20 protein-coding genes and 1 tRNA gene are annotated in these 24,850 nt (G+C 62.5%); 17 read left to right on the forward strand and 4 right to left on the reverse strand.

The features are described from left to right. The first annotated feature begins 18 nt into the window (after window positions 1-18). The 11 genes from CXY73_RS18300 (at window position 19) to CXY73_RS18350 (ending at window position 15,224) form a co-directional block, all read left to right on the forward strand. Window positions 19-1,803, forward strand: coding sequence for a PASTA domain-containing protein (locus tag CXY73_RS18300; protein WP_104178539.1), 1,785 nt, complete (start codon window positions 19-21; stop codon window positions 1,801-1,803). 196 nt (window positions 1,804-1,999) lie between these two features. Beyond that, window positions 2,000-3,046, forward strand: a complete 1,047-nt coding sequence (gene pstC / locus CXY73_RS18305) for a phosphate ABC transporter permease subunit PstC (protein WP_233198444.1) — start codon at window positions 2,000-2,002, stop codon at window positions 3,044-3,046. Between the two features lie 2 nt (window positions 3,047-3,048). Next, a complete protein-coding gene (gene pstA, locus CXY73_RS18310) occupies window positions 3,049-4,347 on the forward strand; it encodes a phosphate ABC transporter permease PstA (protein ID WP_104138693.1) in 1,299 nt (432 codons plus the stop codon). Next, on the forward strand, window positions 4,344-5,963 hold the full coding sequence (gene pstS / locus CXY73_RS18315) for a phosphate ABC transporter substrate-binding protein PstS (protein ID WP_233198445.1): 1,620 nt from the start codon (window positions 4,344-4,346) through the stop codon (window positions 5,961-5,963). Before pstA ends, pstS begins: the two co-directional genes overlap by 4 nt. After that, window positions 5,960-8,566: a hypothetical protein gene (locus CXY73_RS18320; protein WP_104178540.1), complete on the forward strand. Its 2,607-nt coding sequence runs from the start codon at window positions 5,960-5,962 to the stop codon at window positions 8,564-8,566. Before pstS ends, CXY73_RS18320 begins: the two co-directional genes overlap by 4 nt. Window positions 8,567-8,674: 108 nt before the next feature. Beyond that, a complete protein-coding gene (locus tag CXY73_RS18325; protein ID WP_104138687.1) occupies window positions 8,675-9,781 on the forward strand; it encodes a hypothetical protein in 1,107 nt (368 codons plus the stop codon). A gap of 32 nt (window positions 9,782-9,813) precedes the next feature. Beyond that, window positions 9,814-10,896, forward strand: coding sequence for a hypothetical protein (locus tag CXY73_RS18330; protein ID WP_104178541.1), 1,083 nt, complete (start codon window positions 9,814-9,816; stop codon window positions 10,894-10,896). A 203-nt stretch (window positions 10,897-11,099) separates the two neighbouring features. Beyond that, window positions 11,100-12,059 carry a WxL protein peptidoglycan domain-containing protein gene (locus CXY73_RS18335; RefSeq protein ID WP_104178542.1) on the forward strand — a complete coding sequence of 320 codons (960 nt, stop codon included), beginning with the start codon at window positions 11,100-11,102 and terminating at the stop codon, window positions 12,057-12,059. 1 nt (window position 12,060) lies between these two features. Further along, a complete protein-coding gene (locus CXY73_RS18340) occupies window positions 12,061-13,149 on the forward strand; it encodes a hypothetical protein (protein ID WP_104178543.1) in 1,089 nt (362 codons plus the stop codon). A gap of 143 nt (window positions 13,150-13,292) precedes the next feature. Further along, on the forward strand, window positions 13,293-14,162 hold the full coding sequence (locus tag CXY73_RS18345; RefSeq protein WP_233198446.1) for a sortase: 870 nt from the start codon (window positions 13,293-13,295) through the stop codon (window positions 14,160-14,162). A 288-nt stretch (window positions 14,163-14,450) separates the two neighbouring features. Further along, on the forward strand, window positions 14,451-15,224 hold the full coding sequence (locus CXY73_RS18350; RefSeq protein ID WP_199184365.1) for a phosphate ABC transporter ATP-binding protein: 774 nt from the start codon (window positions 14,451-14,453) through the stop codon (window positions 15,222-15,224). Between the two features lie 90 nt (window positions 15,225-15,314). On the opposite strand, the gene CXY73_RS18355 is transcribed toward CXY73_RS18350, so the two are convergent. Continuing rightward, window positions 15,315-15,806, reverse strand: coding sequence for a MarR family winged helix-turn-helix transcriptional regulator (locus CXY73_RS18355; protein WP_104138673.1), 492 nt, complete (start codon window positions 15,804-15,806; stop codon window positions 15,315-15,317). Between the two features lie 123 nt (window positions 15,807-15,929). On the opposite strand from CXY73_RS18355, the gene CXY73_RS18360 reads away from it, so the two are divergent. The 3 genes from CXY73_RS18360 (at window position 15,930) to CXY73_RS18370 (ending at window position 18,457) form a co-directional block, all read left to right on the forward strand. Beyond that, window positions 15,930-16,001: transfer RNA gene (locus CXY73_RS18360), tRNA-Gln, on the forward strand. Window positions 16,002-16,036: 35 nt separating this feature from the next. After that, entirely contained in the window at window positions 16,037-17,479 is a 1,443-nt protein-coding gene (gene glmU / locus CXY73_RS18365) for a bifunctional UDP-N-acetylglucosamine diphosphorylase/glucosamine-1-phosphate N-acetyltransferase GlmU (RefSeq protein WP_104138670.1), read from the forward strand. Next, on the forward strand, window positions 17,480-18,457 hold the full coding sequence (locus CXY73_RS18370; RefSeq protein WP_104178544.1) for a ribose-phosphate diphosphokinase: 978 nt from the start codon (window positions 17,480-17,482) through the stop codon (window positions 18,455-18,457). A 254-nt stretch (window positions 18,458-18,711) separates the two neighbouring features. Here the strand turns inward: CXY73_RS18370 and CXY73_RS18375 are convergent, their stop codons facing one another. The 3 genes from CXY73_RS18375 to CXY73_RS18385 all read right to left on the reverse strand — a co-directional run bounded on the left by CXY73_RS18375 (window position 18,712) and on the right by CXY73_RS18385 (window position 21,525). After that, a complete protein-coding gene (locus CXY73_RS18375) occupies window positions 18,712-19,077 on the reverse strand; it encodes a hypothetical protein (protein WP_104138664.1) in 366 nt (121 codons plus the stop codon). Between the two features lie 108 nt (window positions 19,078-19,185). After that, window positions 19,186-20,643: an NADP-dependent phosphogluconate dehydrogenase gene (gene gndA, locus CXY73_RS18380; protein ID WP_104138661.1), complete on the reverse strand. Its 1,458-nt coding sequence runs from the start codon at window positions 20,641-20,643 to the stop codon at window positions 19,186-19,188. Between the two features lie 99 nt (window positions 20,644-20,742). After that, window positions 20,743-21,525, reverse strand: a complete 783-nt coding sequence (locus CXY73_RS18385; RefSeq protein ID WP_233198447.1) for a FadR/GntR family transcriptional regulator — start codon at window positions 21,523-21,525, stop codon at window positions 20,743-20,745. 138 nt (window positions 21,526-21,663) lie between these two features. On the opposite strand from CXY73_RS18385, the gene CXY73_RS18390 reads away from it, so the two are divergent. From CXY73_RS18390 to CXY73_RS18400, 3 genes are all read left to right on the forward strand, one after another. Beyond that, complete coding sequence (locus CXY73_RS18390) at window positions 21,664-22,950, forward strand: sugar ABC transporter substrate-binding protein (protein ID WP_233198448.1); 1,287 nt, start codon at window positions 21,664-21,666, stop codon at window positions 22,948-22,950. Between the two features lie 96 nt (window positions 22,951-23,046). Continuing rightward, on the forward strand, window positions 23,047-23,970 hold the full coding sequence (locus tag CXY73_RS18395; protein WP_233198449.1) for a carbohydrate ABC transporter permease: 924 nt from the start codon (window positions 23,047-23,049) through the stop codon (window positions 23,968-23,970). Next, window positions 23,967-24,848: a carbohydrate ABC transporter permease gene (locus CXY73_RS18400; protein WP_104138653.1), complete on the forward strand. Its 882-nt coding sequence runs from the start codon at window positions 23,967-23,969 to the stop codon at window positions 24,846-24,848. Before CXY73_RS18395 ends, CXY73_RS18400 begins: the two co-directional genes overlap by 4 nt. The last annotated feature ends 2 nt before the right edge of the window (window positions 24,849-24,850 follow it).

The raw sequence follows: 24,850 nt of genomic DNA on the forward strand, positions 1-24,850 counted from the left end.
TTCGAGTAGGTAACGTCGATGACGGATGCCTCCGTTGTCGGTCTTATCGCTGGCCGGTATCGCCTCGGAGATCTGCTCGGCACGGGCGGGACAGCGTCGGTCTTCTCGGCCGTCGAGGTCGTCTCGGGGCTGCCTGTGGCTTTGAAGATTCTGCATCCACACCTGTCCGGATCGATTGAGTCCCGGGCGGCGTTCTTCGCCGAGGCCCGTGCGACGTCCGAGGTACGCCATCCGAACGTCATCAATGTTCTCGACATCGGGGGAGATGACGACGTGCGGCACTGTGATGCCGGTGACCTGGACAGCGCGGGGGAACCTTGCGACGTACCCCAAGCCTGGATTGCGCTGGCGCTTGCTTCTGGATCGAGTCTGGCCGAGATAGTGGAAAGAGATGGTCCGCTATCTGTCAGTAATGCCCTTGCCATGGCTCGAGGAGTGCTGCAGGCGCTTATCGCGGTACATTCCGTGGGGCTCATCCACCGTGACGTGTCGCCGGCCAACATCATGGTGGCGCCTGAACCAGACGGTTCCCTATCGGCCGAACGGGTTGTGTTGCTCGACTTCGGGCTGGCGGACGTTGCGGGGCGCAGCACCGTCATCGTAAGCGCAGAAATGGCTGCGCCGAATGACGTACACGGCGAGCCGATGGGGGTTCTCGGCACGATGAACTACCTCTCACCAGAACAGGCGCAGGGACTAGCGGTCGACGAACGCGGCGACATCTATCAGATGGGCGGGGTGCTCTACTTCGCCCTGACCGGCCGGCCGCCGTTTGCGCGAGAGACGGTTGCCGCAGTCTTGCGCGCGCACGCGCAGTCTCCGCCCCCGGTCCCTTCCGTGGTGAGGTCGGGCGTGTCCCGCGCGCTCGATGGCATCGTCGTCAAGGCGCTGCTCAAGGATCGCGGAAGCCGGTTTGCGAGTGCCGGCGACATGCTCTCGGCGATCGAATCGCTCGCAACGACGGGCATTTCCCGCACGGAGGCGAGAACCAGAATTCTCACCGGGCCAGCACTGGGCACTGCCGACCAGATCACCTCTGTTCTTGCGCAGCAGCTGACCTCGGCGACGGCGACAGCTCGGGGCAACGAGCCGGGCGTGCGGGCGCTTTCGCGCCAGAGACAGCCTCATCCCGGTTTCGCTGGTTGGCTTGCGCTTCTGCTCGTCATCTCCTGCGTGGCGGGGGGCTGGGTGCTGGCTGCCCAAGGACAGGGACAGCCAGGAAATGACTTCGCGAGCCAGGCCCCGGTTGCTTCCCCCAGCGTGTCACCGCCAGTGGCTGCCCCGGTGCAGCAGGCTGTGGTCCCAGTTGCTGCCTCGATCGTCGTCCCGGAGCTGGAGTCCCTCAGCCTTGCGGCGGCTAAAGCTGTGCTCGAAGCTGCGGGGCTGCGAGTGGGAACACTCACCCTGGAGAATTCAGCGAATCCAGGTGACAGCGTGCTGGCGCTCGCACCGGTAGCGGGCACTCGCGTGGTTTCCGGCGGGGCCATCGACTTGACAATCGCCTCGGGGTTCAACCTGATTCCCTCCCTTCCAAACCGCTCGCCCGATGGCGCCATGACCGTGCTACAGGCTGCGGGATTCCTCACACAGATCGATTTTCGGGCCAACGCAGCTGCATTTCCTGGCACGGTTGTGACGAGCGAACCCGGCGAGGGGATCGTGCATCGACTGGGCGAGATCGTCACGATAGTGGTGTCAACAGGTCCGGAACCGACCCCCATTCACACCCCCGAGGTCACGCCAACGCCCACGCCAATCCCGACGCAGACCACTACTCCGACACCCACAATGTTCACGGGCTGAGTCTCTCACCTTCAGCGGACGCTGCACGTATTCCCATCACCAGTAGATCACCAGTAGATCACCAGTAGATCACCAGTAGATCACCAGTGGATCACCCAGTTGACACCTGCTGTTCACTTTCCAAAATCAAAATCGACCTCAGGCCACGAAGCTCCTACTGTTTCAGCCACTTTCCGAGACTGACTGAGGACGCATCGTGACCACGACTAACCCCACTGAGCCGCTCGGCCAGCCGACCACGTCGGTGGGCTGGACACCCGGTTTCGACGATGCTCCGCGCCGGTCTCTGCTTCCGCGGCCATCGGGCTCGGACTCCGTGTTCAAGTCGGTCGCAGTCACAGCTGGTGCGACCACGGTGGGTATCATGCTTGCCGTCGGGCTGTTCCTCTCGCTCCGGGCGAGCAGCGCCCTGCAGGTGTCAGGGTTCTCCTTTCTGGTCGAACAGCAGTGGTCACCGGAAACCCAGGTCTTCGGAATCGCGTCGATCCTCTTTGGCACCATCACTATCGCCCTGATTGCGATGTGCGTTGCCGTACCGCTCGCCCTCGGCACGGCACTACTCATCTCCGAGATTGCCCAGGGCCAGCTGCGCAAGACCCTCATCACGCTGGTCGACCTGATGGCGGCCGTGCCCAGCGTTGTTTTTGGACTCTGGGGCGTCTTCTTCCTGCAGGCCAACGTCATTCCGGTGGCTTCCTGGATCTCGACCTACTTCGGTTGGATTCCCTTCTTTCAAGTGACGGATGCCTCCGGTCAGGTCTTGACCGAAGCCAGCGCCTTCACGTCATCGGCCGTCATCGCCGGAATCGTCGTGGGCCTGATGGTCGTACCGACCCAGACATCCGTTATGCGTGAGGCCTTTTCGCAGGCCCCGAACGGCGAGCGTGAGGCTGCCTTCGCCCTCGGGTCGACCCGCTGGGGTATGGTCCGCTCCGTTGTTCTGCCGTTTGGCCGCGGTGGAATCATCGGTGGAACGATGCTTGGCCTCGGCCGAGCACTCGGGGAGACCATTGCCGTCTACATGATCATTTCGCCCATCTTCACGATCAACTGGCAGGTGCTCAAGACCGGCAGTAACTCGGTGTCTGCGCTCATCGCGCTGCGCTACGGCGAGTCGAGTGAGTTTGGTCTCTCGGCGCTCATGGCGGCGGGCCTCGTGCTCTTTTTGATTACCCTGATGGTCAACTACACCGCTTCGTCTATCGTGGCCCGTTCGCGTTCCGGCGCCGATAGTGAGGCCTAAGCATGCTCACTGACACGCTCACTCCCCGCACGGCACCAACCAGGACGACCACAATTATTCCCGCATCGGAGGGGATTGAGATCGGGCCGCGTCGACGGGTTCGAGCCGTGCGCCTCGACGATCGCTTCGATCTCATTGGCGCTGCCGTAGCCGGCATCGCTGTGGGAACGTTGCTCTTCGGCTGGTTTACCCCGCTGTCTGGCGGAGTGGGTTGGACCATCGTGTCATTCATCCTCTTCATCACTTTCTACGCCGTGTTGGTGGGGATGAAGGCGGACCGCGAGGAAATCAAGGACCGGGTAGTTTCGGTGCTCTTAGCCAGCGCCGGCGTGGTCCTATTCGGCGCCCTGATCTTCGTCGTCGCCTACACCCTGGTACGTGGGCAAAACGCGTTGCCGCACCTCAACTTCTTCATCGAGAATATGGAATTGGCTGGTCCGCTCGATCCGCTCTCCGTGGGCGGAATCCTGCACGCTGTTCTCGGTACTTTGATACAGATCAGCATCGCCCTGACGATCACTATTCCGCTGGGCATTCTCACCGCGTTGTTCTTGAACGAGATCGGTGGGCGCTTCGCGAAGTTCGTTCGAACCGTTGCTGACGCCATGACGGCGTTGCCATCGATTGTGGCTGGTCTGTTCGTGTATTCGGCGATCATCGTGTTGATCACGCACCAGCGTTCTGGATTTGCGGCGGCCATGGCCATCACCGTCATGATGTTGCCCATCGTCATTCGCGCCTCCGACATTGTGCTGCGACTGGTCGCTGGGAACCTGCGCGAAGCGGCCTACGCTTTGGGCGCTACCCGTTGGCGCACGGTCTGGCATATCGTGCTGCCCACGGCTCGACCAGGGTTGGCGACGGCCGTCATCCTCGGCACGGCGCGCGGCATTGGCGAGACGTCGCCGGTGCTGCTGACCTCCGGAGTCACCGCGATGACAAATCTCAACCCGTTCTCTGGCCCCATGATCTCGTTGCCGTTGCAGGTCTTTGACTTCGTCAAGTCGCCAGAACCGAACATGATTGCGCGCGGTTTCGGTACCGCGGCCGTTCTGATCCTGCTCGTGCTGGCCCTATTCGCAGCGGCCCGACTGATCGGTGGCCGTGGGCCGGGAGAACTGTCCCACGGCCAGCAGCGCCGGATGCTGGCGGCATCCGCTCGCGACGAGCAGCGCATCACGATTGCGGCGGATCGTCGTTTGTTGCTGACCTCGGCGCCTGCTTCGGACGCGGACCCAGTTTCCGACCTTCCCGCAGCACCAGATCGTCCTGCATTACCAAAAGAGGAGTCGTCATCGTGACGCGAAAAAATTTCTGGGCGCGCGTAGCCCGCACGGTGAGCATTGCGTTCATCGTCGCAGCGAGTGTGGCGAACGTGGTTCCCGCCCAGGCTGTCACCTACGATCCGATCACCGGTACCGGTTCCACCTGGTCGCAGAACGCCCTCGATCAGTGGCGCTCAAATGTCGCCGCCAACTATGGAATGAAAGTGAACTATTCGGGGGTGGGGTCATCGGCCGGACGTCGAGACTTCGCCGCTGGCACTGTGGACTACGCGGTCAGTGAGATTCCCTTTCAGTCGAAGCCCGAAGACGGATCGGCACCAGAGGTGCCCACCCGAGGTTTTGCATACATGCCGATTGTGGCCGGTGGTTCGTCTTTTATGTACAACTTGAAGATTGGCGGCGTACGGGTATCTAACCTGCGCCTAAGCGGTGAAACGATCACCAAGATCTTTACCGGAGTCATCACTAACTGGAACGATCCGGCCATCGCCACCGACAATCCGGGCCTGTCCATGCCGGACAAGGGCATCGTGCCGGTGGTGCGCTCAGACGGCTCCGGTTCAACGGCGCAGTTCACCCTATGGATGTCGAAGCAGCACACTGACCTGTGGAACTCGTACTGCGCATCCGTTGGCAAGGCAACCCCGTGCGGACTCACCTCGCAGTATCCACTCACCGGAAACATGAAGGGCCAGAGTGGTTCTTCCGGCGTCGCCGGCTATGTCAGCCAGGACTACGGCGAAGGCGCCATCACCTATGTCGAATACTCCTATGCCCTCGAATCGGGATTTCCGGTGGCCAAGGTACTCAATACCGCCGGATATTATGTCGAGCCGACCGCCCCGAGCGTAGCCGTCGCCCTTATGCAGGCTCAGATCAACAGCACGCCCGGCCCCGACTACCTCACCCAGATTCTGGATGGCGTGTATAACAACACGGACCCGCGCACCTACCCACTCTCGAGTTACTCCTACATGATTGTGCCCACCGAGGTGGTTGCCGGCGGAGTCTTCACGGCCAATAAGGGTGCAACGCTCGGTGCGTTCGCCAGCTACCTGCTGTGTGAGGGCCAGCAGCAGGCTGAGGCCCTCGGCTACTCGCCGCTGCCGATGAACCTGGTGCTCGCCGGCTTCGCACAGATCGGACGCATTCCCGGTTCCGCGCCAGCACCGGACCCCGCAGCCTGCAACAACCCCACCTTCAAGCCCGGCGACTCCCCATCGAGCAACCAGCTCGCACTGACCGCGCCGCAGCCGGCTGAATGCGACAAGGTGGGCGCAAACCAGTGCACCACTGGCACTGGCGGGTCCCTGGCCGAGACGCTCATCTCGGGTGCCGGTACTGGCGGCAGCGCCTCCAACGCCGTGGCCGGTTCAGTTGCTTCAACCGCCGCGCCCGCCAGTGCGACCACCGGAGTGACGGCCAGCTACGACGAAAACGGCACCCTGATCAGCGGAACCGGTATCTCAGGGGCTGCGGTGGCCGCACCGTTCACCCTGGCGTCTTCCGCCTGGGGCGCTGGACAGTCGACCATGCTCTTTGCGGCTGTTCTTCTCCTGGCGGCCGCATTGCTGCCGCCGCTCATCTGGCCGCGATTGAAACGCAAGTCGGCACCGGGAGCGGTCAAATGAGCGCGCTGAAGTCTGGCCAACGGCGTCTGTTTTTAGGGCGGTCCACGGCGACTCGTGCTGCTGCCACCGGAATGGTCGTTGGATTGATCGTCGGCCTGGGAGTGTCGTTGATGTCGGTATTGGTACCGACACCGGCCGAGGCCTCCACCTCGAGTGCTGTCACCGTCGCTGCCCGGAGTTTCGACCTCGACTACGACAATGCGCCGTTCCCCGACCTCGCGGTGACGGTGTCAAAGACCACCGACCTGGTTTCACAGGGGATTTTAGTGAGTTGGACTGGTGGCAAGAAATCGGTGCGACCGCAGGGGAATGTTGGCGGCGAAAACTTCATGCAGATCGCCCAGTGCTGGGGCGACGACCCGCTGAACTCTGGACATCCCGACCGAACGACGTGCCAGTATGGCGCCTTCCCCAATGCGGGGCGCGACTCCAACGTGCTCGATAACGTCACTGACCCCAGCGACGAGGAGTTCAATCTCAAGAGCATCGCGCCCGAGGATGTGCAGTACGCCGCGAAGGGCACCGGGGGATTGTCGCCAACGTATACGTCCATTCCATTCCGGGCCGCCAGCGGTGAAACGGTTGCGTCAGTGGTACCTAACGCCCAGGGCGTACTCAAGCACGATACGTCCATTGACGTGAACACCAACGAATTCTTCACCCAGTTCACGTCGAATGAAATTAAGTGGGCTTGCGCCGATGACACCGGAGCCGGTTCCGTGAAGTTCGAGGTGCAAACGTCGATGGAGTCCCCGGGGCTGGGATGCGGCCAACCGATCATTGTGAGCGGTCAGCCCATTGTCGGGAAATCCTGCTGGTTGGTCGTGATACCGCGTGGAACGGGCGACTCTGGAGTGACGAGCATCATCAGACCCGGGCTGTTTTGGGACGCTTGGCAGCACCATGTTGCCGTCAAATTGGATTTCAAGCCGGTGGGCATCCGTTGTGAAATCGGTGGGGCCGAGGCCGCACTCTCTGGTAGCGAACTAATCAGCGGAGCGATCGCGTCGTGGCAGCCCAACCTGTGCGCGGGCGCCACGAACTCTGCCTTCGTCTTGAGCACGGGCAATGAAGCGGATGCCGCAGTGAAGGCCAGCAAGACCGCGCCCAGTCCGCTGGCGCTCACGTCGCGGCCGTTGAGCACCGAGACCCTGAACGGGGCCCCCGACCCGCTGCAATACGCCCCCGTCGGAATCTCGGGATTGTCGATCTCGTTTGCCGTCGACCGGCGCGTCACCCCGATAGACGGCATCAAACAAGAATACAAAGACCGGGAGACCCAGGCATTTACGAGTCTCAAGCTCACCCCGCGCCTCGTGGCCAAGCTGTTGACCTCGTCGTATATTTCTTCCCTGCCCCCCGGGGCTGACCTCGGCCACGTGAATTACAACGGCTATCTGGACCAAGGTAAAAATGCCGCAAACCTCACGCGGGATCGAGACTTCCTCACGATCAACGATGAGGAATGGGCTTCACAAGACTTGAACAGCACGTCGTTAGCTGATCTGCTGGTTCCCTCCGGCCGATCAGACCTGGCTGTTGCCCTGTGGCGCTACGTTTTGAGTGATCCAGACGCCGTCGCCTTCCTCGCCGGAACACCCGATCCCTGGGGCATGGTCGTGAACCCGTGGTTTTCCACGAGTGCAACGCTGAACCCCAGCACAATCGGCCTGAGTCTGCCGCGAGACAATTTTCCCAAGGCGGACCCGGTTGAGAAGGCCGGGACGATGGGGTCCAACGGGGAGGGCCCGGTCAATCTCGTGACCTGGCGCCCGTACACCTCGGCCTTTGAGAATGGCGCCTACCTGACCCTTCGGGGTGATGGCCAGCTGCTCGGCGGTTGGGATACGACGTACACCCCGCCCAAATATGCCAAGACCGCTCGCAGCCTGGTCGGCGAACAGGGTGTTCTGGGGTTGACGACGACGGCCGCGGCCGCCCGCTACCAGAATGTCACCGCGTCCCTGCTGAATTCGGCCGGCGAGTACGTTGCGCCGACGGAGGCATCGCTGACCGCCGCAGCTTCGGCGATGACTCCATCTGCCGCTCAACCGAAGGTTCTGGAACTTGATCCGGATTCTTCCGCTGCGATTGCGGCATCGAATGCTTATCCCCTGGCTATGCCCGTCTACGCTGCGCTCAACCCGTTGCAGACCGATTCCGTTCTCCGTGCAAAGTACGCCAATATGATTCGCTACGCCGCCGGTGCCGGACAGGTATCGGGGCCGGAGCTCGGGCAACTGCCCGAGGGGTACGCGCCGCTGCCGGCCAGCTGGGTAACGCAGGCACAGGCCGCAGCCACCGCCATTGAGCAAGGCATTAGCCCCCTAGCGGCGCCCGTCATGAACGTCACCCCGACAACGACAGCCGTAACCACCGCAGCAGGAACCGGCACGGCCCAGTCGTCCGGCGCATCCGTGACTGTGCCGGTGGTGACGGACCCGGTGGTCAGTGGTGCCGCCGCCGGACCGTTGTTCGGCCTGGCCACTCCTCTGGACCCGCAAACAGGGCCAGCCGGATTGGCCATTCCGGCCGGCTTGCTTTCTGGCCTAGCGGCTGCTGGCGCAGTCCCCATGATTTCGCGCTTCAAGAGACGATTCTGAGGCGTTCAGGCTTGACCATTCGACCTGATTCGTAGTTCAGGTCGAATCGGTTAGGAAAAATGGACTCAATCGGGTTCATTTCAATGTAAGAAACCGAAAGGCATCACAGTGATTTCGAAGAAGGCTATTGCTCTTTGCGCAACAGTCGGCGTTGCCGTTTCAGGCTTTGCCATCACCGCTCCGGCCCACGCCGAGCCCGTTTCCAACAGCTATTCCATCGTGGGTTCTGACACCCTCGAAGATGTCGTCAACGCACTCGCCAATGGAACACTCATCACCGGCTCGAGCGTTCGTTCCACGGTCAATAACACCACTATTGGCTCGTTTGATGCCACTGGTTCTCCATATATCATCACGAAGTCTTCCGGAACCCGGTTTGGCCGACCCAACGGCTCCAGCGACGGCGTCAAAGCGCTCAGCCGCTCGAGTGACGGTGCCGCCTACACATCCGCCACCGCCGGCGGCCCGGCAAACGTGGTCATCACCGGTCTGGTTGACATCGCCCGGTCATCCAGCGGTGGCACCGTCAACAACGCCGGCGAACTGCTCTACGTCCCGTTTGGCCGCGACGCGATCGCCTATGCCTATAAGGGCTTGGCGACGGGTCTCGACGGGCTGACTGCGTCACAGATGAAGAGCCTGTACGAATGCTCCCCTGGCTTCCAAATCGGTGGCGTCACCGTCACTCCGATCATCCCGCAGGCTGGGTCCGGTACCCGCAAGGACTTTTTGGCCAAGATAGGCTCGACCGAAGCGCTGATGAAGACCATCGGCGAAGCGGGCTGTGTCGTTGAAGGTCAGGAGCACGACGCGACGACGCTCACCGCCGAGTCCGTTATGCCCATGGCCGTGTCGCGCTGGGTTGCCATGAACACCGGCGCCAGCTACGACAAGCGTGGCACCGGCTCACTCGGTTCCCTCGTGTCCGGCGTTGATCCGGTCACTGGAACTGGTTCGACGATGGTTCCAAACGCTCCCTACTACGCAGACACCACCTGGGGCCGCGACACTTTTCTGGTCGTAGAGAATGCTCGGGTTGACTCGACAGATCCCAAGTACGATGCCGGCCTGGCCGCGCTGCTGAACTCAGCCAATTCCACAGCCCTCACCAACGTGTCATCCGTTGTCTCGCGTGCGGGAGCCGTCAAGAAGAAGTTTGGCTTCCTCGCGCCCACCTCCGGTGTCGTCGCCTACCGCGTCGCCAAGACCGCCTAATTCATCGCGACTGACAACGGGAAGGTCAAAAAATGAAAATGAACAAGAAAATGCGTTTCGCCGCCGTCGGGGTTGTCTCCCTGGCCCTCGTGGCTGGTGCAACCGCGGTCGCCTCGGCCGTGGTGCAGACTAACGGGTCCGATGCGGCGCTCTATGTCTACGACGGTGGAAACGCTGGTAACGGTTTCACTCCTGCGCTGGTTACCGATCCGTCCACGGCCTTCACCTGGGCCGGCGACAGCTTCGGCTCCGGTAACAAGATCTCGTATGATGCGCCGTCAACCTGTCCGACCGCGGCCGATGACGCTTACATCTTCGTGGCAGCGGCCGGAAACGAGCGAACCAAGGCCTCATGGAGTGCATCTGGCGATAGCGGTTTTGCCGCCGGAACCAAAAACGTGATCGCGGCAACCCTGACCCCCGACGTGGCACTGACCGCTGGCAACCCCGGCATGGTCAAGTCGAACGGCGGAACGTACAGCCTCGGTATCGCGTGCACGAACAACAACGGCAACACCGTCGTGGGTGCGTTCTACCGAACGATCACCATGACCGCCGGTACCGGCTCGTACACGATGGCGGCAGTGACGGAAACTGCTGAGCCTACCCCGACACCGACTGCACCTGCCGGCACCACCGGCAGCGTCGCGCTGGCGCCGCAGACAGTCGGCAGCACCGACGGAGTGCTCAGCCTCAGCGTTCCCGTCGGAGCCGCGGCGGCATTCGCCTCCCCGACAATGGTCAACAACAAGTCCACCACTACGGGCACCTTGGGTAACGTCACCGTCGCCGACGGTCGTGGCTTCAGCCGCAGTGGGTGGGACCTAAACGCCAGCGTCGCCGATTTCGTCAACTCGAGTGACGCCACAAACACGATCAGCAAGGTGCAGCTCGGTTTGCTCCCCAAGATCGTCTCGTCCGAAGCGACCGGAGTCACCGCTGGCACCGCCCAGGTGGCCGGTTCGGCAACATACTCGTCGGTTTTCGCCTCGGGCGCAGCGGCAAACACGGTGGGTAACACGGTGCTCAACGCCGACCTCACCTTCGTGGCACCGGCCAACAAGCCTGCAGGTACCTACGTCTCGACGCTGACCCTCACGGTCGTCTCGAAGTAGAACCTGTTCGGTAGAAGTCAGATCAGACAGCGGGGAAGAGGTGGCGCGGGGCGCCTCTTCCCCTGCTGTCACTTGTCAAAATTTGTGCAGAAAAGAGAAAGTCCAGCGTGATCATCCATCGCTATATCCGCCCACTCGGCTTGGTTGCCACAGGAGCTCTCCTCACCATGGGTTTGACCGTTGGGATGACAGCGGGAGGAGCCATGAGTGTCTGGGCAGCCGATTCCGACGGCATTGCGGGTGCGCCCTCAGCCGATGGCGGGGTCGACCAATCCCGATCACGGTACAGCTATCAGATGGATCCCGGACAGGTTGTTTCCGACGAGTACTTGGTGCAGAACACCGGCACGACCGCCCAATCAGTTACCGTCTACGCTACCGACGCCTTCAACGCCGGCGACGGCGCTTTCTCACTCCTGGACGGGGGTGTTTCCCCGCAGGACGTCGGGCGCTGGGTCACCTTCGACAACGGTGCTGCCCAGATCACCGCGACGCTGGAGCCCGGGGCATCTCAGGTGATCCCGTTCACGGTGACGACGCCCGCTGACGCGAGTCCTGGTGACCACGCTGGTGGAATAGTTGTTTCGGCGCTGTCTCCGTCCGGACAAATTTCACTGGACCGACGGGTAGCAATTCGGCTGTATGTTCGCGTCAAGGGCGAACTTCAGGCTGGCCTGACCATCAGCAGCATCGCCTCGTCTTACCAAGCCGAACTGAACCCGTTTTCCGGCACGACAGCCCTTACTGTCACGCTCAACAACACCGGCAATGTGGCGCTCGGCGCGACGACCGTGTCCCGCGTACGTGGCATCTTCGGCATTCCGCTCTCCACAACGAGTCGGGAAGAAATCCCGGAGATGCTGCCGGGTAGTACCCGCACCTTGACCATGACCGTTCCGGGTGTCGGCCCGTGGGTGTACCTCAATGCGCAGATCAATCTCTCCGCAACCATCGACGCGCAAGCCATCAATCCCGGGGTGCTTCCCACCGCGAGTCGCGAGACCGACCTGATCGTCGTTCCGTGGGGCGCTCTCATCATCTTGTTACTCGCTGGCCTGGCCTGGTTCATGGTGCGGCTTACCCGCCGGAGGGGCGCACAACGTGCCGCTGCCTGGATCGAATACAGCGAGGCCGAGGCTCGACGCAAAGCTCGGGAGGAATAGAGTGAACGTTAACGAATTACGCCGCGCCCAACGAATTCGGGTCGTCGGATTTCTTGCCATTACCGTGTTTCTCGGCCTGAGCACCGGAGCCCTCGCTGCACAGGCCGCCGACGATGAGAACGGAATCGGCATCAGCGTTCCCGTGGTCGATTCATCGTCGACGGCAAAACCCCAGTCCAAGGTGGCCCTGCCCTTTGGGTCGTCGGCGGCGAACGCGCCGGTGGTGATCACCCTCACGGGTCTCCAACCCCGCTCGTTCCTAGAAATTTTCGTTCACTCAACGCCACTCCTGGTCGCCAGCGGTCACGCTGACGCTGCTGGAGCATTCTCCGTTTCTGTCACATTGCCGGCCGGGCTGGAAGCTGGCAATCACACCATATCGGTGACCGGAATTAGCGCAGACGGGACGGCAGCCAATTGGACTATTTCGCAATTCCTGATCACTGCCGACGGACTCCTCGCGCAGCCGGAGACGACCCCGGCAACGTCTGTAATTCCGTCAGTCACGAGCATCAGCAGCCCGTTAGTTGGCGTGAGTGAAGTCGTGGCGAACACTCCGGCTGAGGCAGCCGATGCGCTGGGTGAAGACCCATTTGACTTGGGCGGCGTCTTCTACTTGAGCGGCTTGGTCGGCAGCGCTGCGTCGGCCGTTGGCCCCGAGGGTGGGGATATCACCCTCGCGTTCACGGCGAAGAATGTCACCTCGTGGCCGCTCCGTGCTGACCTGCGTTTCTGGCTGGAAAACTCAGTCGGAATGGACGTTGCCCATCCCCTCGACAGTCGCGTGATTGACCTGGAGCCGGGGCAAACGAAAACCGTCAGCGTTACACTGCCTGACATCGGCCAGTGGGGCGTTCTCAATGCCCATATGACCTTCACTCCGCCAGAGACCGTAAACGGAGCCGTTCTCACTCCGGTCACCCGCGACACTTTGGTGATCCTGCCCCCTTACTTCGTGATGCTTGTTGTGGGCCTCATTGGCGTGCTCTTCTACACTGTACGTTTTTTACTGGCACGGCAGCGGGCTCGGCGCCAGAACACGCCGTCCATCATCGGTGTGTCTGACGCCTCGGTCGAGGCCACAACATGATGAGTGCCAGACGCAGCCTGCCGTCGACCCGACGCCTACTGTCGTCGATGCGCCCAGCACAGCCGCGCCCACGGATCATGCCGCCACGTGGCTGGAAGCCCGGCCAGGCCCTTCCAACCCGCCCACCACGGTGGACGGGGCCGGTGACGAGCCCGCGGATCGTGCTGACCGCGCGGGAACGGCTCGTTCGCAGTTCCCTGGCCATGGTCGCCGCGCTTCTCTTTGGCTTTTTGGCGCAGGTGACCGTCGTCGGACAACTCCAACACACCGTCGCCCAACAACAGCTCACCGACACATTTCGCCTCCAGCTGGCCGAGGGAACGGCCCCGGTCAGTGAGGGCACGGTAGAAAAGGTACTGCTCGCCGATGGTGCCCCGGTTGCGCTCATCGACATCCCCGCCCTTGACGTTCACGAGATCATCGTGGAGGGAACGGACTCGGGTACGACCCAAAACGGTCCGGGTCACCGTCGCGACACGGTGCTGCCCGGCCAGGCAGGAGTCAGCGTGGTCATGGGGCGTGCCGCGGCCTACGGTGCACCATTCGCGCGAATTCAGGAGCTGCGCCCCGGACAGAAATTCTCCGTGCTGACCGGTCAGGGCAAGTCGACCTTCTCAGTCATCGGGGTTCGATATGCCGGCGATCCCGCTCCGGCCTCGCCGCGAGCTGACCAGGGTCGTCTCATCCTGCAGACGGCTCGCGGTTTAGCCTTTGTGCCCAATGGCATTGCCAGGGTGGATGCCGAACTAGTCAGTAAAACGTATCCCGCCGGTCAGCGACAAACGACTTTTGCTACCCTCCGCCCGGCCGAGCGCGAACTTGCCAGTGATTTCTCTACGGTGTGGGCGCTCGCCTTTGCCCTGCAATTCTTTCTGCTGGTCGAGTTTGCTGCAGTCTGGTCCATTCCTCGCGTTGGCGCGCAGAAGACCTGGATCGTCTTCATCCCGGTGGGAGTGCTGAGCGGTCTTGTCGTTGCTGACCAGATCGTCCGGCTGCTGCCCAACCTGCTCTAACTCGCTCTGCCACCCGTATTCTTCCTTCAACTATTCAAATCGTCCCGAGTCACGGGGCACTAAAGAAAAGATGTGGTCATGACTCCACTGTTCCGCGACGATGACCGAACCCTCACCTTGCCCATTCAGGAGACGTCAGGCCCGCGCCTGGCCGGGCGGCTGCAAGCGCCCTTGTATCAAGTACGCTCGCGCGCGCCCTGGAGCCGACGTTCGGTCGACTCGTCAGAATCAGCGCGGGGCGTCGCAGCAGCGGGAGAATTCGCTCCCGATCGGAAAAACGTCCCGGCGCTGGCCACCCTTGAAGGCCGCAACGTCTCAGCGTGGTTCGGTGAACGCCAAGTGCTGGACCGAGTCTCACTCACCATGTCGGCTGGCGTCATTACCTCGTTGATCGGTCCGTCGGGCTGCGGAAAATCCACGTTTTTGCGCATCCTGAATCGGATGCACGAGCTCGTGCCATCGGCCAGCCTCGCCGGAGAGGTTCTCCTCGACGGTGAGGACATCTACGACGCAGAACGCAAGCTCGTTGATGCCAGGAAAAGCATCGGTATGGTCTTTCAGAAACCAAACCCGTTCCCATCGATGTCCATCTACGACAACGTGGTTGCGGGCCTGACCCTCACCGGTACTAAGGCATCGAGCGCCGAAAAGGACTATCTCGTTGAAAGTTGCCTCACCAAGGCCGGGTTATGGAAGGAGGTGCGAGACCGACTCCGCTCGCCGGGAAGCGGGTTGTCCGGCGGACAGCAGCAACGCTTGTGCATTGCCCGATCACTTGCGGTTACCCCGCGCATCCTGCTGATGGATGAACCGTGTTCCGCGCTCGACCCGACGTCAACCCGAGTGATCGAAGAGACCATGTTGGAGCTCGCTCAGGAGGTCACGATCGTGATCGTGACGCACAATATGCAGCAGGCGCAGCGGGTATCGCAGAATTGCGCCTTCTTTCTGGCTGCGCAGGGCACGCCAGGTGGCATCGTGGAGCACGGTCCCACCGACGCCATGTTCGGTGGCCCGACCGATAGCCGCACCGCCGACTACGTCAACGGACGGTTTGGATAACCAGCCGGATTCTGGCTGCGGCAAGCGGATGCCGGCGCGCGGGCAATAGCTGGCCGCGAATGCAGCAAACGGTCGCGCTGGCGCCAGCGCTCAGTCGAAGTCGAGGCTCAGCTTGCGGAGCAGAGCGGCCAGCCGCTCTTGGTCGGTCAACGAGAGCGTCGCGAGCAGCTCGGCTTCCGCCTCGACAAGCCGGGTGATGGCAGCATCCACTCGACTGAGCCCGGCGGGAGTCATGCCCACCAGGATGCCGCGGCCGTCGTTCGGCGCGGAGCGTCGCTTCACGAGCCCACGATCGACGAGTCCGTCGATGCGGTTGGTCATGGTGCCGCTGGAGACGAGTGTCTGTTGCAACAGGGCCTTCGGACTGAGCTCGTAGGGTGTTCCGGCGCGGCGGAGGGCAGAGAGCACGTCGAACTCCCACGACGCGAGTTCCGAGCGGGAGAAGGCTGAGCGGCGGGCCCGGTCAAGGTGCTTGGCCAGTCGGGCAACGCGGCTGAGCACCTGCAGCGGCGCGAAGTTGAGGTCTGGGCGTTCACGCAGCCACGAATCGACGATTCGGTCGACTTCATCATGGCCAGGCATTGCTCCATTATCCCGCTTGCCGAGGGGTTTCTTCGCCGCAAGCTGCGTTCGCAGCACTCGAGTGCGCGTGCTGGCCCCCAGAATCTGGCAGACTTGACAGGTTGCTGACCTCGGTCAGCATGGTCCGCCATAGTGTAACGGCAGCACGGCAACCTTTGGAGTTGTTCGGTCCAGGTTCGAATCCTGGTGGCGGAGCACTACTTTCTTTCTCCACACGCGTTAGGAATCCTGTGACAGACGCCCGCCTCGCCATCATTGTGTTGGCCGCCGGCCAGGGCACCCGCATGAAGTCCAGCCTGCCGAAGCTGCTGCATCCGCTTGCCGGGGTTCCCATCGTCAGCCATGTGCTCGCGACCGCGCGCGCCCTCGATGCCGCCCACGTCATCACCGTTGTGCGACACGAGCGCGACCTGCTGGCCGCAGTCGTGGCCGAAGACCTCCCCGAGAGCACGATCATCGACCAGGACGAGGTCCCAGGCACCGGTCGTGCCGTCGAGCAGGCCGTCGCCGCGCTTCCCGTCGGCTGGGACGGCGACGTGCTCGTCATCAACGGTGACGTGCCGCTGCTGAACGCCGCTACCCTCGCCTCATTCATCTCCTCGCACCGTAAGGGCGCGGCCGCCAGTACCGTGCTCTCCGCCTACCCCGATGATGCGACCGGCTACGGCCGCATCATCCGCTCGGCTGAGGGTGTTTTTGACCGCATCGTCGAGCAAAAAGATGCAACGGATGCAGAATTGGCCGTCACCGAGATCAACGCCGGTGTCTACCTGTTCGGCCTGGCAGAGCTGCGCGAGCAGCTCGCCCAGCTCACCACCGCGAACGCGCAGGGTGAGAAGTACCTCACCGATGTAATCGAACTGCTGCGCCGGGCCGGCTCCGAGGTGAGCGCCGTTCCCGTTGCCGACGCCTGGATCGTCGCCGGCATCAATGACCGTGCCCAGCTCGGCGACACCGCCCAGAAGCTCAACGCGCTCATCGTGCGCGGCTGGCAACTCGCCGGTGTGACCGTGCAAGACCCCGCCACGACCTGGATCGACCTGAAAGTCGTGCTGGAACCCGACGTGACTCTGCTGCCGGGCACTCAGATCGAGGGAGCCACCGTTGTAGCCACCGGAGCCATCGTTGGCCCGGACACGACCCTGCGAGACTGCGAGATCGGCGCCGGAGCCCGGGTCAACCGCACAGACGCGACCCTCGCGGTGATCGAAGCGGGGGCATCCGTCGGCCCGTTCTCCTATCTTCGCCCGAAGACCGTGCTCGGCGCAGAAGGCAAGATCGGCGCCTTCGTCGAGACCAAGAATGCCCAGATCGGCGCCGGCAGCAAGGTGCCGCACCTGAGCTATGTGGGCGACGCCACGATCGGCGCCCAGTCGAATATCGGTGCTGGAACAATATTCGCCAACTACGACGGCGTCGCCAAACACCACTCCGCGATCGGGTCGCATGTGCGCACCGGGTCGCACAACGTGTTCGTCGCGCCGATTACAATTGGAGACGGTGCGTACACGGGAGCTGGCACGGTCGTTCGCAAGAGCGTTTCGGCCGGCGCATTGGCCATCAGCGTGGCCCCGCAACGCAACATGGACGGCTGGGTTCACGCCCACCGTTCAGGCACGGCCGCGGATACGGCGGCGGCCGAGAGCATTAGTAGCGAAAAGACTGGAGAATAGGTGTCGGAAATCAAGACCAGCGGCGACAAACGACTTGTACTGGTTTCGGGGCGGGCACACCCGCAGCTCGCACTCGACATCGCCACGGAGCTTGGTTCTGAGCTGCTCCACACGGATGCCCGCACCTTCGCCAACGGTGAGCTGTACGCCCGGTTCGACGAGAGCGTGCGCGGCTCTGATGCCTTCGTCATCCAGTCGCACACCGCTCCGATCAACGAGTGGCTAATGGAACAGCTCATCATGGTCGACGCGCTCAAGCGAGCCTCCGCCAAGCGCATCACCGTGGTTGCACCGTTCTACCCCTACGCTCGCCAGGACAAGAAGGGTCGCGGTCGCGAACCGATCTCGGCCCGCCTCGTCGCCGACCTGTTCAAGGTCGCCGGCGCCGATCGCATCATGTCGATCGACCTGCACGCCGCCCAGATTCAGGGCTTCTTCGACGGCCCCGTCGACCACCTGTTCGCCATGCCGGTGCTGCTTGAGCACTTCCGCGAGAAGCTCGACCCCGCCACCCTCACCATCGTCTCGCCCGACATGGGTCGCGTACGCGTCGCCGATATCTGGAGTGACCGCCTCGGCGTGCCGCTCGCGATCATCCACAAGCGCCGCGACCCGCTCGTGCCCAACCGCGTCTCCGTGCACGAGATCGTCGGCCAGGTCGAGGGCCGCGTCTGCCTGCTGGTCGACGACATGATCGACACCGGACGCACGATCGCCCTGGCCGCGGAAGCCCTGCGCGAGGCCGGCGCCATCGGTGTTGTTGTTGCCGCGACCCACGCCGTGTTCAGCGACCCGGCCGTCGACATGCTGCAGAACCCGGCCATCAGCGCCGTCGTCGTCACCGACACGCTGCCGATCCCGCCGGAGAAGCGCTTCCCGACCCTGACCGTGCTGCCGATCGCTCCGCTGCTCGCGCGTGCGATCCACGAGGTCTTCGACGAGGGTTCGGTCACGTCAATGTTCGACGGTGCCGCGTAGGCAACAGATGGTACTGCGGAGGCGGTGGCTGCGGCCGCCGCCTCCGCTTCTTTAACTGCGCCAAGTATGGATGCTCCTGCTCGCGTTCCCGCGTCGCCTCGCGTCCTGCCTTCTTCCTCGCGTCGTGACGCCTGTGGCACGCGGCCTGGCAACCATGTTGCGTTGGCATCCGTGTCACGCAGCGCGGGGGTTCTGGCCAGCCTGACAACTACCGTCTAACTTTTGCGTACCGGCGCAAGTCCCGCGCAGTTCGGTTAGGTTCGGGTAGCCGGCTCGAGCTGGCGCGGCGCGGCGGGGACGATGCCAAGTGGCGTGACGAATGTGTCGCGCTCGTTTTGGTCGATCGCATAACACTGCCAGCCGAACCCGCCGGGGCCGGCGAGGTCAAAGCGGGCGTCGTAGTCGACGGCGAACGGGTAGTACCGGGCCACTGCAGCCAAGCAGGCGTTGGCAGCGGTGTCCGAGGCGACCCGCATGGTCGTGAGCACGCCCGGCACCACCAGGGCAATGAGCCCGAGCACGACAACGACCCGCAAGATCGAGGTGAAGTGTTTCCCGCGCAGGGGCCGGTAGTTGTCGTTCGGCTCGTAGCCGGAGAGCTCGGGGTGATTGTCAGTCATGGGGAGAACAAGTATTCCAGACGTGAGTGTGAAGCGACCCGTATAGACAAATCGACCAGCAGCATCCTTTATATCAGTGGATGCTGCCGGCCGGCAGAGCTGATGGGGCTAGTGAGTGGACGCCTCAGTGGCGATCTCACTGTGGTCGCCCGACCACAGGGTGTGAAAGGTGCCGGGCATGTCGACGCGGTTGTAGGTGTGCGCGCCGAAGAAGTCGCGCTGTCCCTGCACGAGGGCGGCCGGCAGCCGTTCGCTCGCGAGCGAGTCGAAGTAGCTCAGGCTCGAGCCGAAGCCGGGAACCGGGATGCCCGACAGTGCGGCGGTCGAGACGACGCGGCGCCACGCGGCCTCACCGGCAGCAACGGCCTCGGCGAAGTACGGGTCAACGAGTAGGCTCGGAATCGACGGGTCGTTGTTGTAGGCATCGACGATGCGGTTGAGGAACTGGGCGCGAATGATGCAGCCGCCGCGCCAGATGGTGGCGATGGCGCCCTTGTCGATGCTCCAGCCGTACTTCTTCGCTCCGGCGATGATGGCGTCGAAACCCTGGGCGTAGGCGACGATCTTCGAGGCGTACAGCGCCTGGCGCACGTCGTCCTGGAAGGTGTCTCCCACGATCGCAATCTCCGGACGCGCAGCGAGGGTGGCGCGCACCGGTCCGCGCTGCTCCGGGTGTGCCGACACCGCGCGGGCGAAGACGGCTTCGGCGATGCCACCGACGGGAACGCCGAGGTCGAGGGAGTTCTGAACGGTCCAGACTCCGGTTCCCTTGGAGCCGGCCTCGTCGAGCACGATGTCGATGAAGGGCTTACCGGTCGTAGCATCAACCTGGCGCAGGATCTCCGCGGTGATCTCGATGAGATAGCTGTTCAGCTCGCCCGTGTTCCACTCGGCGAAGGTGTCCGCGATCGCCGCGGGGGAGTGGCCGCCGACGCGACGCAGCAGGTCGTACGCCTCGGCGATGAGCTGCATGTCGGCGTATTCGATGCCATTGTGGATCATCTTGACGAAGTGGCCGGCGCCGTCGGTGCCAATGTGGGTGACGCAGGGCACACCGTCGACGACCGCGGCGATAGATTCGAGGATCGGGCCGAGGGTCTTGTAGGCCTCCACCGAACCGCCGGGCATGATGCTCGGGCCATTGAGGGCGCCCTCTTCACCACCGGAGATGCCGGCGCCGACGAAGTTGATGCCCTTGGCACTCTGTTCCTTTTCCCGACGGATGGTGTCGGTGAATTCGGCGTTGCCGCCATCGACGATGATATCGCCGGGTTCGAACAGCTCGGAGAGCTGAGAGATGACCGCATCCGTTCCGCGGCCGGCCTGCACCATGATGAGGGCGGTGCGCGGTTTGGTGAGCGAGGCGACGAAGTCGGCGATGTTCTCTGAAGCGACGAAGTTTGCTTCCGGGTGTTCGGTCATGAGCAGGCGGGTGCGCTCGGGAGAGCGGTTGTACACCGCGACCGTGTTTCCCTCGCGGCCGGCGAGGTTGCGGGCGAGGTTCGAGCCCATCACCGCCAGTCCGACGACACCAATATTTGCCTGTGCTTGCCGAGACTCTGACACGTTTTCTCCTTTGGGGCTGTATTGAACAGGCCACTGTCAAGGCTAGTCCACGAGACTGTTCGGTCTCACCTTCGAGGGTCAGGTGGAGCGCAGCGCGACTCAGACGACAGCGTTACCATCCCAGATGGAACTCATCTCGTTGAAAGCACGTTCCATGATGCCGAGCATGGCTTCGTGAGCGGCTTCCGGATTACCGCGTTGAATAGCGCTAGCGACGTCGACGTGTAATTGCAACGCCTCGTTATGCGGATGCCGCGGCATCAGCCCGTAATTCGTGCGGCCGGTCAGTACCTCGGCAACGAGGCTGTTGAGCTTGGCGAACATCTCGTTGCCCGAACTGGCCAAAACCAGGCGGTGAAACTCGATGTCAAGCACGAGAAAGGCTTCGGGGTCATCGGCCTGGCCGGCCGCCCACAATTTTCCGGCCAGTCCCATCAGTTCGCTGGCGTCTGCTAATGGCGCGCGAATAGCGGCCAGCCGAGCAGCCTGCGGTTCGATGGCAGTTCGCAATTCGGTCAGGGAACGTAGTTGTGCGATACGAGCCGGCGATGCGAGGCGCCAGCGGATTACTTGGGGGTCGTACAGATTCCACTCCGAAGCCGGCAGAATCTGCACGCCGACTCGGCGGCGAGACGCGAGCATGCCCATGGAGGCGAGTACCCGGATGGCCTCACGCACCACTGACCGGGAGACGCCGAACCGTTCTTCGAGTTCCTCGATACGAAAGACGGATCGACTCGCGAGTTCGCCAGCACAAACAGCCAGGCCGAGCAGGTCGACGACGCGGGCGTGCAGGCTGGTTGCCGGGGCGCTGTCGTCGAGACCAGAGGTCGGGTCGACGAGCGAGGCCTCGCCGGACCCGGCCATCACATTGTGTTTCATATGCTTGATCATATCGGTACGCCGGGAAACTTGAATAAGTATGCTTTATTCGGTAGCGTGACTTTTTGAGACAGATGTAAAGATGCATTCTGTCGGGGACCGTGGCTCACAGCGCCGGTTCTGCGAATGGGAGACACAGTGAAGCGTCATTCAGTTGTTCGCGTTGCGGCCATCGTCGCAGCGACATTTTTCGCCGCCGGCACACTCACCGCGTGCAGTGCCGGTGATGATGGGGGCTCGAAGACCCTTCGGGTCACTCTGGCCAATCACGTCTGGACTGACACTATCAAGAGTAAGCTACCCGAGTTCGAGGCCGCCACCGGCTTGACCGTGGAACTCAGCCAGTACGGAGAGGATCAGCTCTCTGACCAGTACAACGTCAAGCTGAATGCCGGTACAGACGAGATCGACGTCATGATGTACCGCCCGCTCCAGGAAGGCAAACTGTTCGCCAAGAACGGTTACCTGGGCGACCTGAGCGATGACGTCGAGTCGAATGCCGTTTGGGACTGGAGCGACTTCCAATCCGGACCGGTCGAGTCGACGACCTACGATGGCAATGTCGTCGGGGTACCGATCATCACCGAGCAGGAAGTGCTGTATTACCGTAAGGACCTTCTCGCCAACGCCGGCCTCGAGGTGCCCACCACCATGGACGAGCTCGAAGCCGCCGCCAAGGCTATCTCAGAACAGAACCCCGGCGTTGCCGGCTTCGTCGCTCGCACCGGGAAGTCCGCCGCCGTCACCCAGTTCTCGAGCTTCCTCTACAGCTTCGGTGGCGACTTCATCGACGAAAACGGTGACTCCGCTGTCAACAGTTCCGAAGCCAAGGAAGCCTATGCCTTCTATGGCGGGCTGATTCGCGACTACGGCCCCGAGAACGTCAGCACCGACATGAGCTGGCCCGAGGCGATGGCCATCTTCACCCAGGGCCAGGCTGGTCTGTACACCGAGGCCGACAGCCTCTACAAAAATGCCACCGACCCCGCGACGTCCAAGGTGTCCGACACGGTCGGCTTCGCACCGATGCCCGCCGGTCCCGGCGGTTCCGTCGCCTACAACGTTCCGTCATGGGCGCTCGGCATCAATGCTGAATCCGCCAACTCGGCCGAAGCCTGGTCATTCATCGAATGGGCCACGAGTGCGGAACTGACCCTGGTGGTGCAGCAGGATGGTGTTCCCGGCGCACGTCAGTCGGTGTGGGAAGACCCGGCCGGTACATCGACCTACCCGGCTGACCTCGCTGCGGCGATCGCCACGAGCACGAAGAACGGTGTCGGTCATGACCGACCGCTCGTCATCAAGGTGCCCGAAGCACGTGAGATCGTCGGAGACCCGATTGTCATTGCTATAACCGGTGGAGATTCCGATGCAGCAGCGGATGCCGCGAGCGATGCCTTCCAGGACATCCTCGACGAGGAATAGCCACCTCCACCGAGTCGGGGCGAATGGTCGACAACGATCGTTCGCCCCGCCAGTCCTCCTTCTTCAGAACGCGCAATACCAAGTGTGAGGTGAACGATGACCACGATGGTCACCACCAAGCCCTCGAGGTGGAAAAACTATTCCACCTGGGCAAATCGGCATCGCAAGTGGCTCTTCGCTGCTCCCGCGATGATCTTCGTCGGGCTACTCATAGCCGTGCCGCTGGGCTGGACCCTGTATCTCAGTGTGACCGACTCCGAGGGTTCGGTGCGCGCCGCATCCAATCTGGTGGGATTCAGTAACTATTTCGAAGTGCTCACCGACACGGAACGCTTCTGGCCAGCCGTGATGCGCACCTTCGTCTTCACTGGAGGAGCGCTCGCCATTGAGCTCATCCTGGGAATGTGTATCGCTCTTCTCCTCTGGCGCCCATTCCGCGGCGAGAAATGGGTTCGCGTCGCGATCCTGCTGCCGTTGGTCGCGACTCCGGTCGCCGTCGGCATGATGTGGCGCCTCATCTTCGACCCGAATATCGGTTTCGCCAATCAGGTATTGAACTGGGTCGGCATCCCAGCCCAGCCCTGGCTGTCCGGCCAGTACACCGCTTTACCGACGCTCATGTTCGTCGACATCTGGCAGTGGACTCCGATGGTCGTGCTGATGCTGCTCGCCGGCCTCACGTCGCTCTCTGACGAACCCGATGAAGCGGCCCGCATCGACGGTGCCAACTCCTGGCAGCGATTCTGGTTCGTGACTTTGCCTCTGCTGCGTGCCACCGTCATCGTTACGATCGTGCTTCGGGGGATCGACGCCCTGAAGACGTTCGACATCCTCTATGCCACCAAGGGTAAGGGCGGCGGGTCGTTCCACGAGGTGGAGACACTCAACATCTACGCCTTCGGCTTGAGCTTCGATTACAACGACTACGGGATCGCCTCCACCGTGTTGATCCTGTTCTTCCTACTCATCATCACGATCATGTGGGTGCTCACGTACCGCAGAAAGGCGAACCGGTCATGACCACGACTCTGTCAGCCCGTCCCGTTGCCGAGACATCGCGCTCGATCGCGACCGCGCGGCGGCGTCGCAAGCCGCGTGCCTACAAGATCTTCCGTGTCGTCGCACTGGCCCTGACGGTCTTGTTGTTTGTCGCACCGCTGGTCTGGATGTTCGTCGCGTCGCTCAAGACCAACGTCGATATCTACGACGCCAGCAAGACCCTGTTCTTCACGCCGACCTTCGACAACTACGACAACGTGCTCAGCCGCAACAACTATTTCGGATTCATCTTCAATAGTTTCTGGGTGGCCTTGCTCTCCACCTTGTTCTCCCTGCTCATCGGAGTTCCGGCCGCCTACGCGATGAGCCGGTTCGCCATGCACCGTTCCGCGCTCGTCGTGCTGATGGCCCGCATTATCCCTGGCGTCAGCCTGCTCGTGCCCTGGTACTTCATCTTCGCTAATATGCGCCTGGTCGGCGGCTTCGGCGTTCTGATCCTGTCTCACATGTTTGTCGCGCTGCCACTCATCGTCTACATCATGATCAGCTACTTCGACTCGACTCCCCTTGAGCTGGAGGAGCAGGCGCAGGTGGACGGCCTCACCCATATCGGTGCGTTCCTCCGCATCACGCTGCCGCTGTCGGTTCCCGGACTCGCGACCGCCGGAATTCTCTCGTTCATCTTTTCCTGGAACAACTTCATGTTCGCTCTCGTGTTGTCCGGGGCCAATACCAAGACCCTTCCGGTGGCGATCTTCAACTTCGTCTCGTATGCCAGCATCGACTGGGGGAGTTTGATGGCGGCGGCCGTCGTCGTCACCGTTCCGATCATGGTGATCGCACTATTCACCCAGAAATACATCGTGTCCGGCCTCACCGCCGGGGCGACCAAGGGCTGAGC

This window comes from Cryobacterium sp. Y50, assembly GCF_002929805.1.
Classification (GTDB): domain Bacteria; phylum Actinomycetota; class Actinomycetes; order Actinomycetales; family Microbacteriaceae; genus Cryobacterium.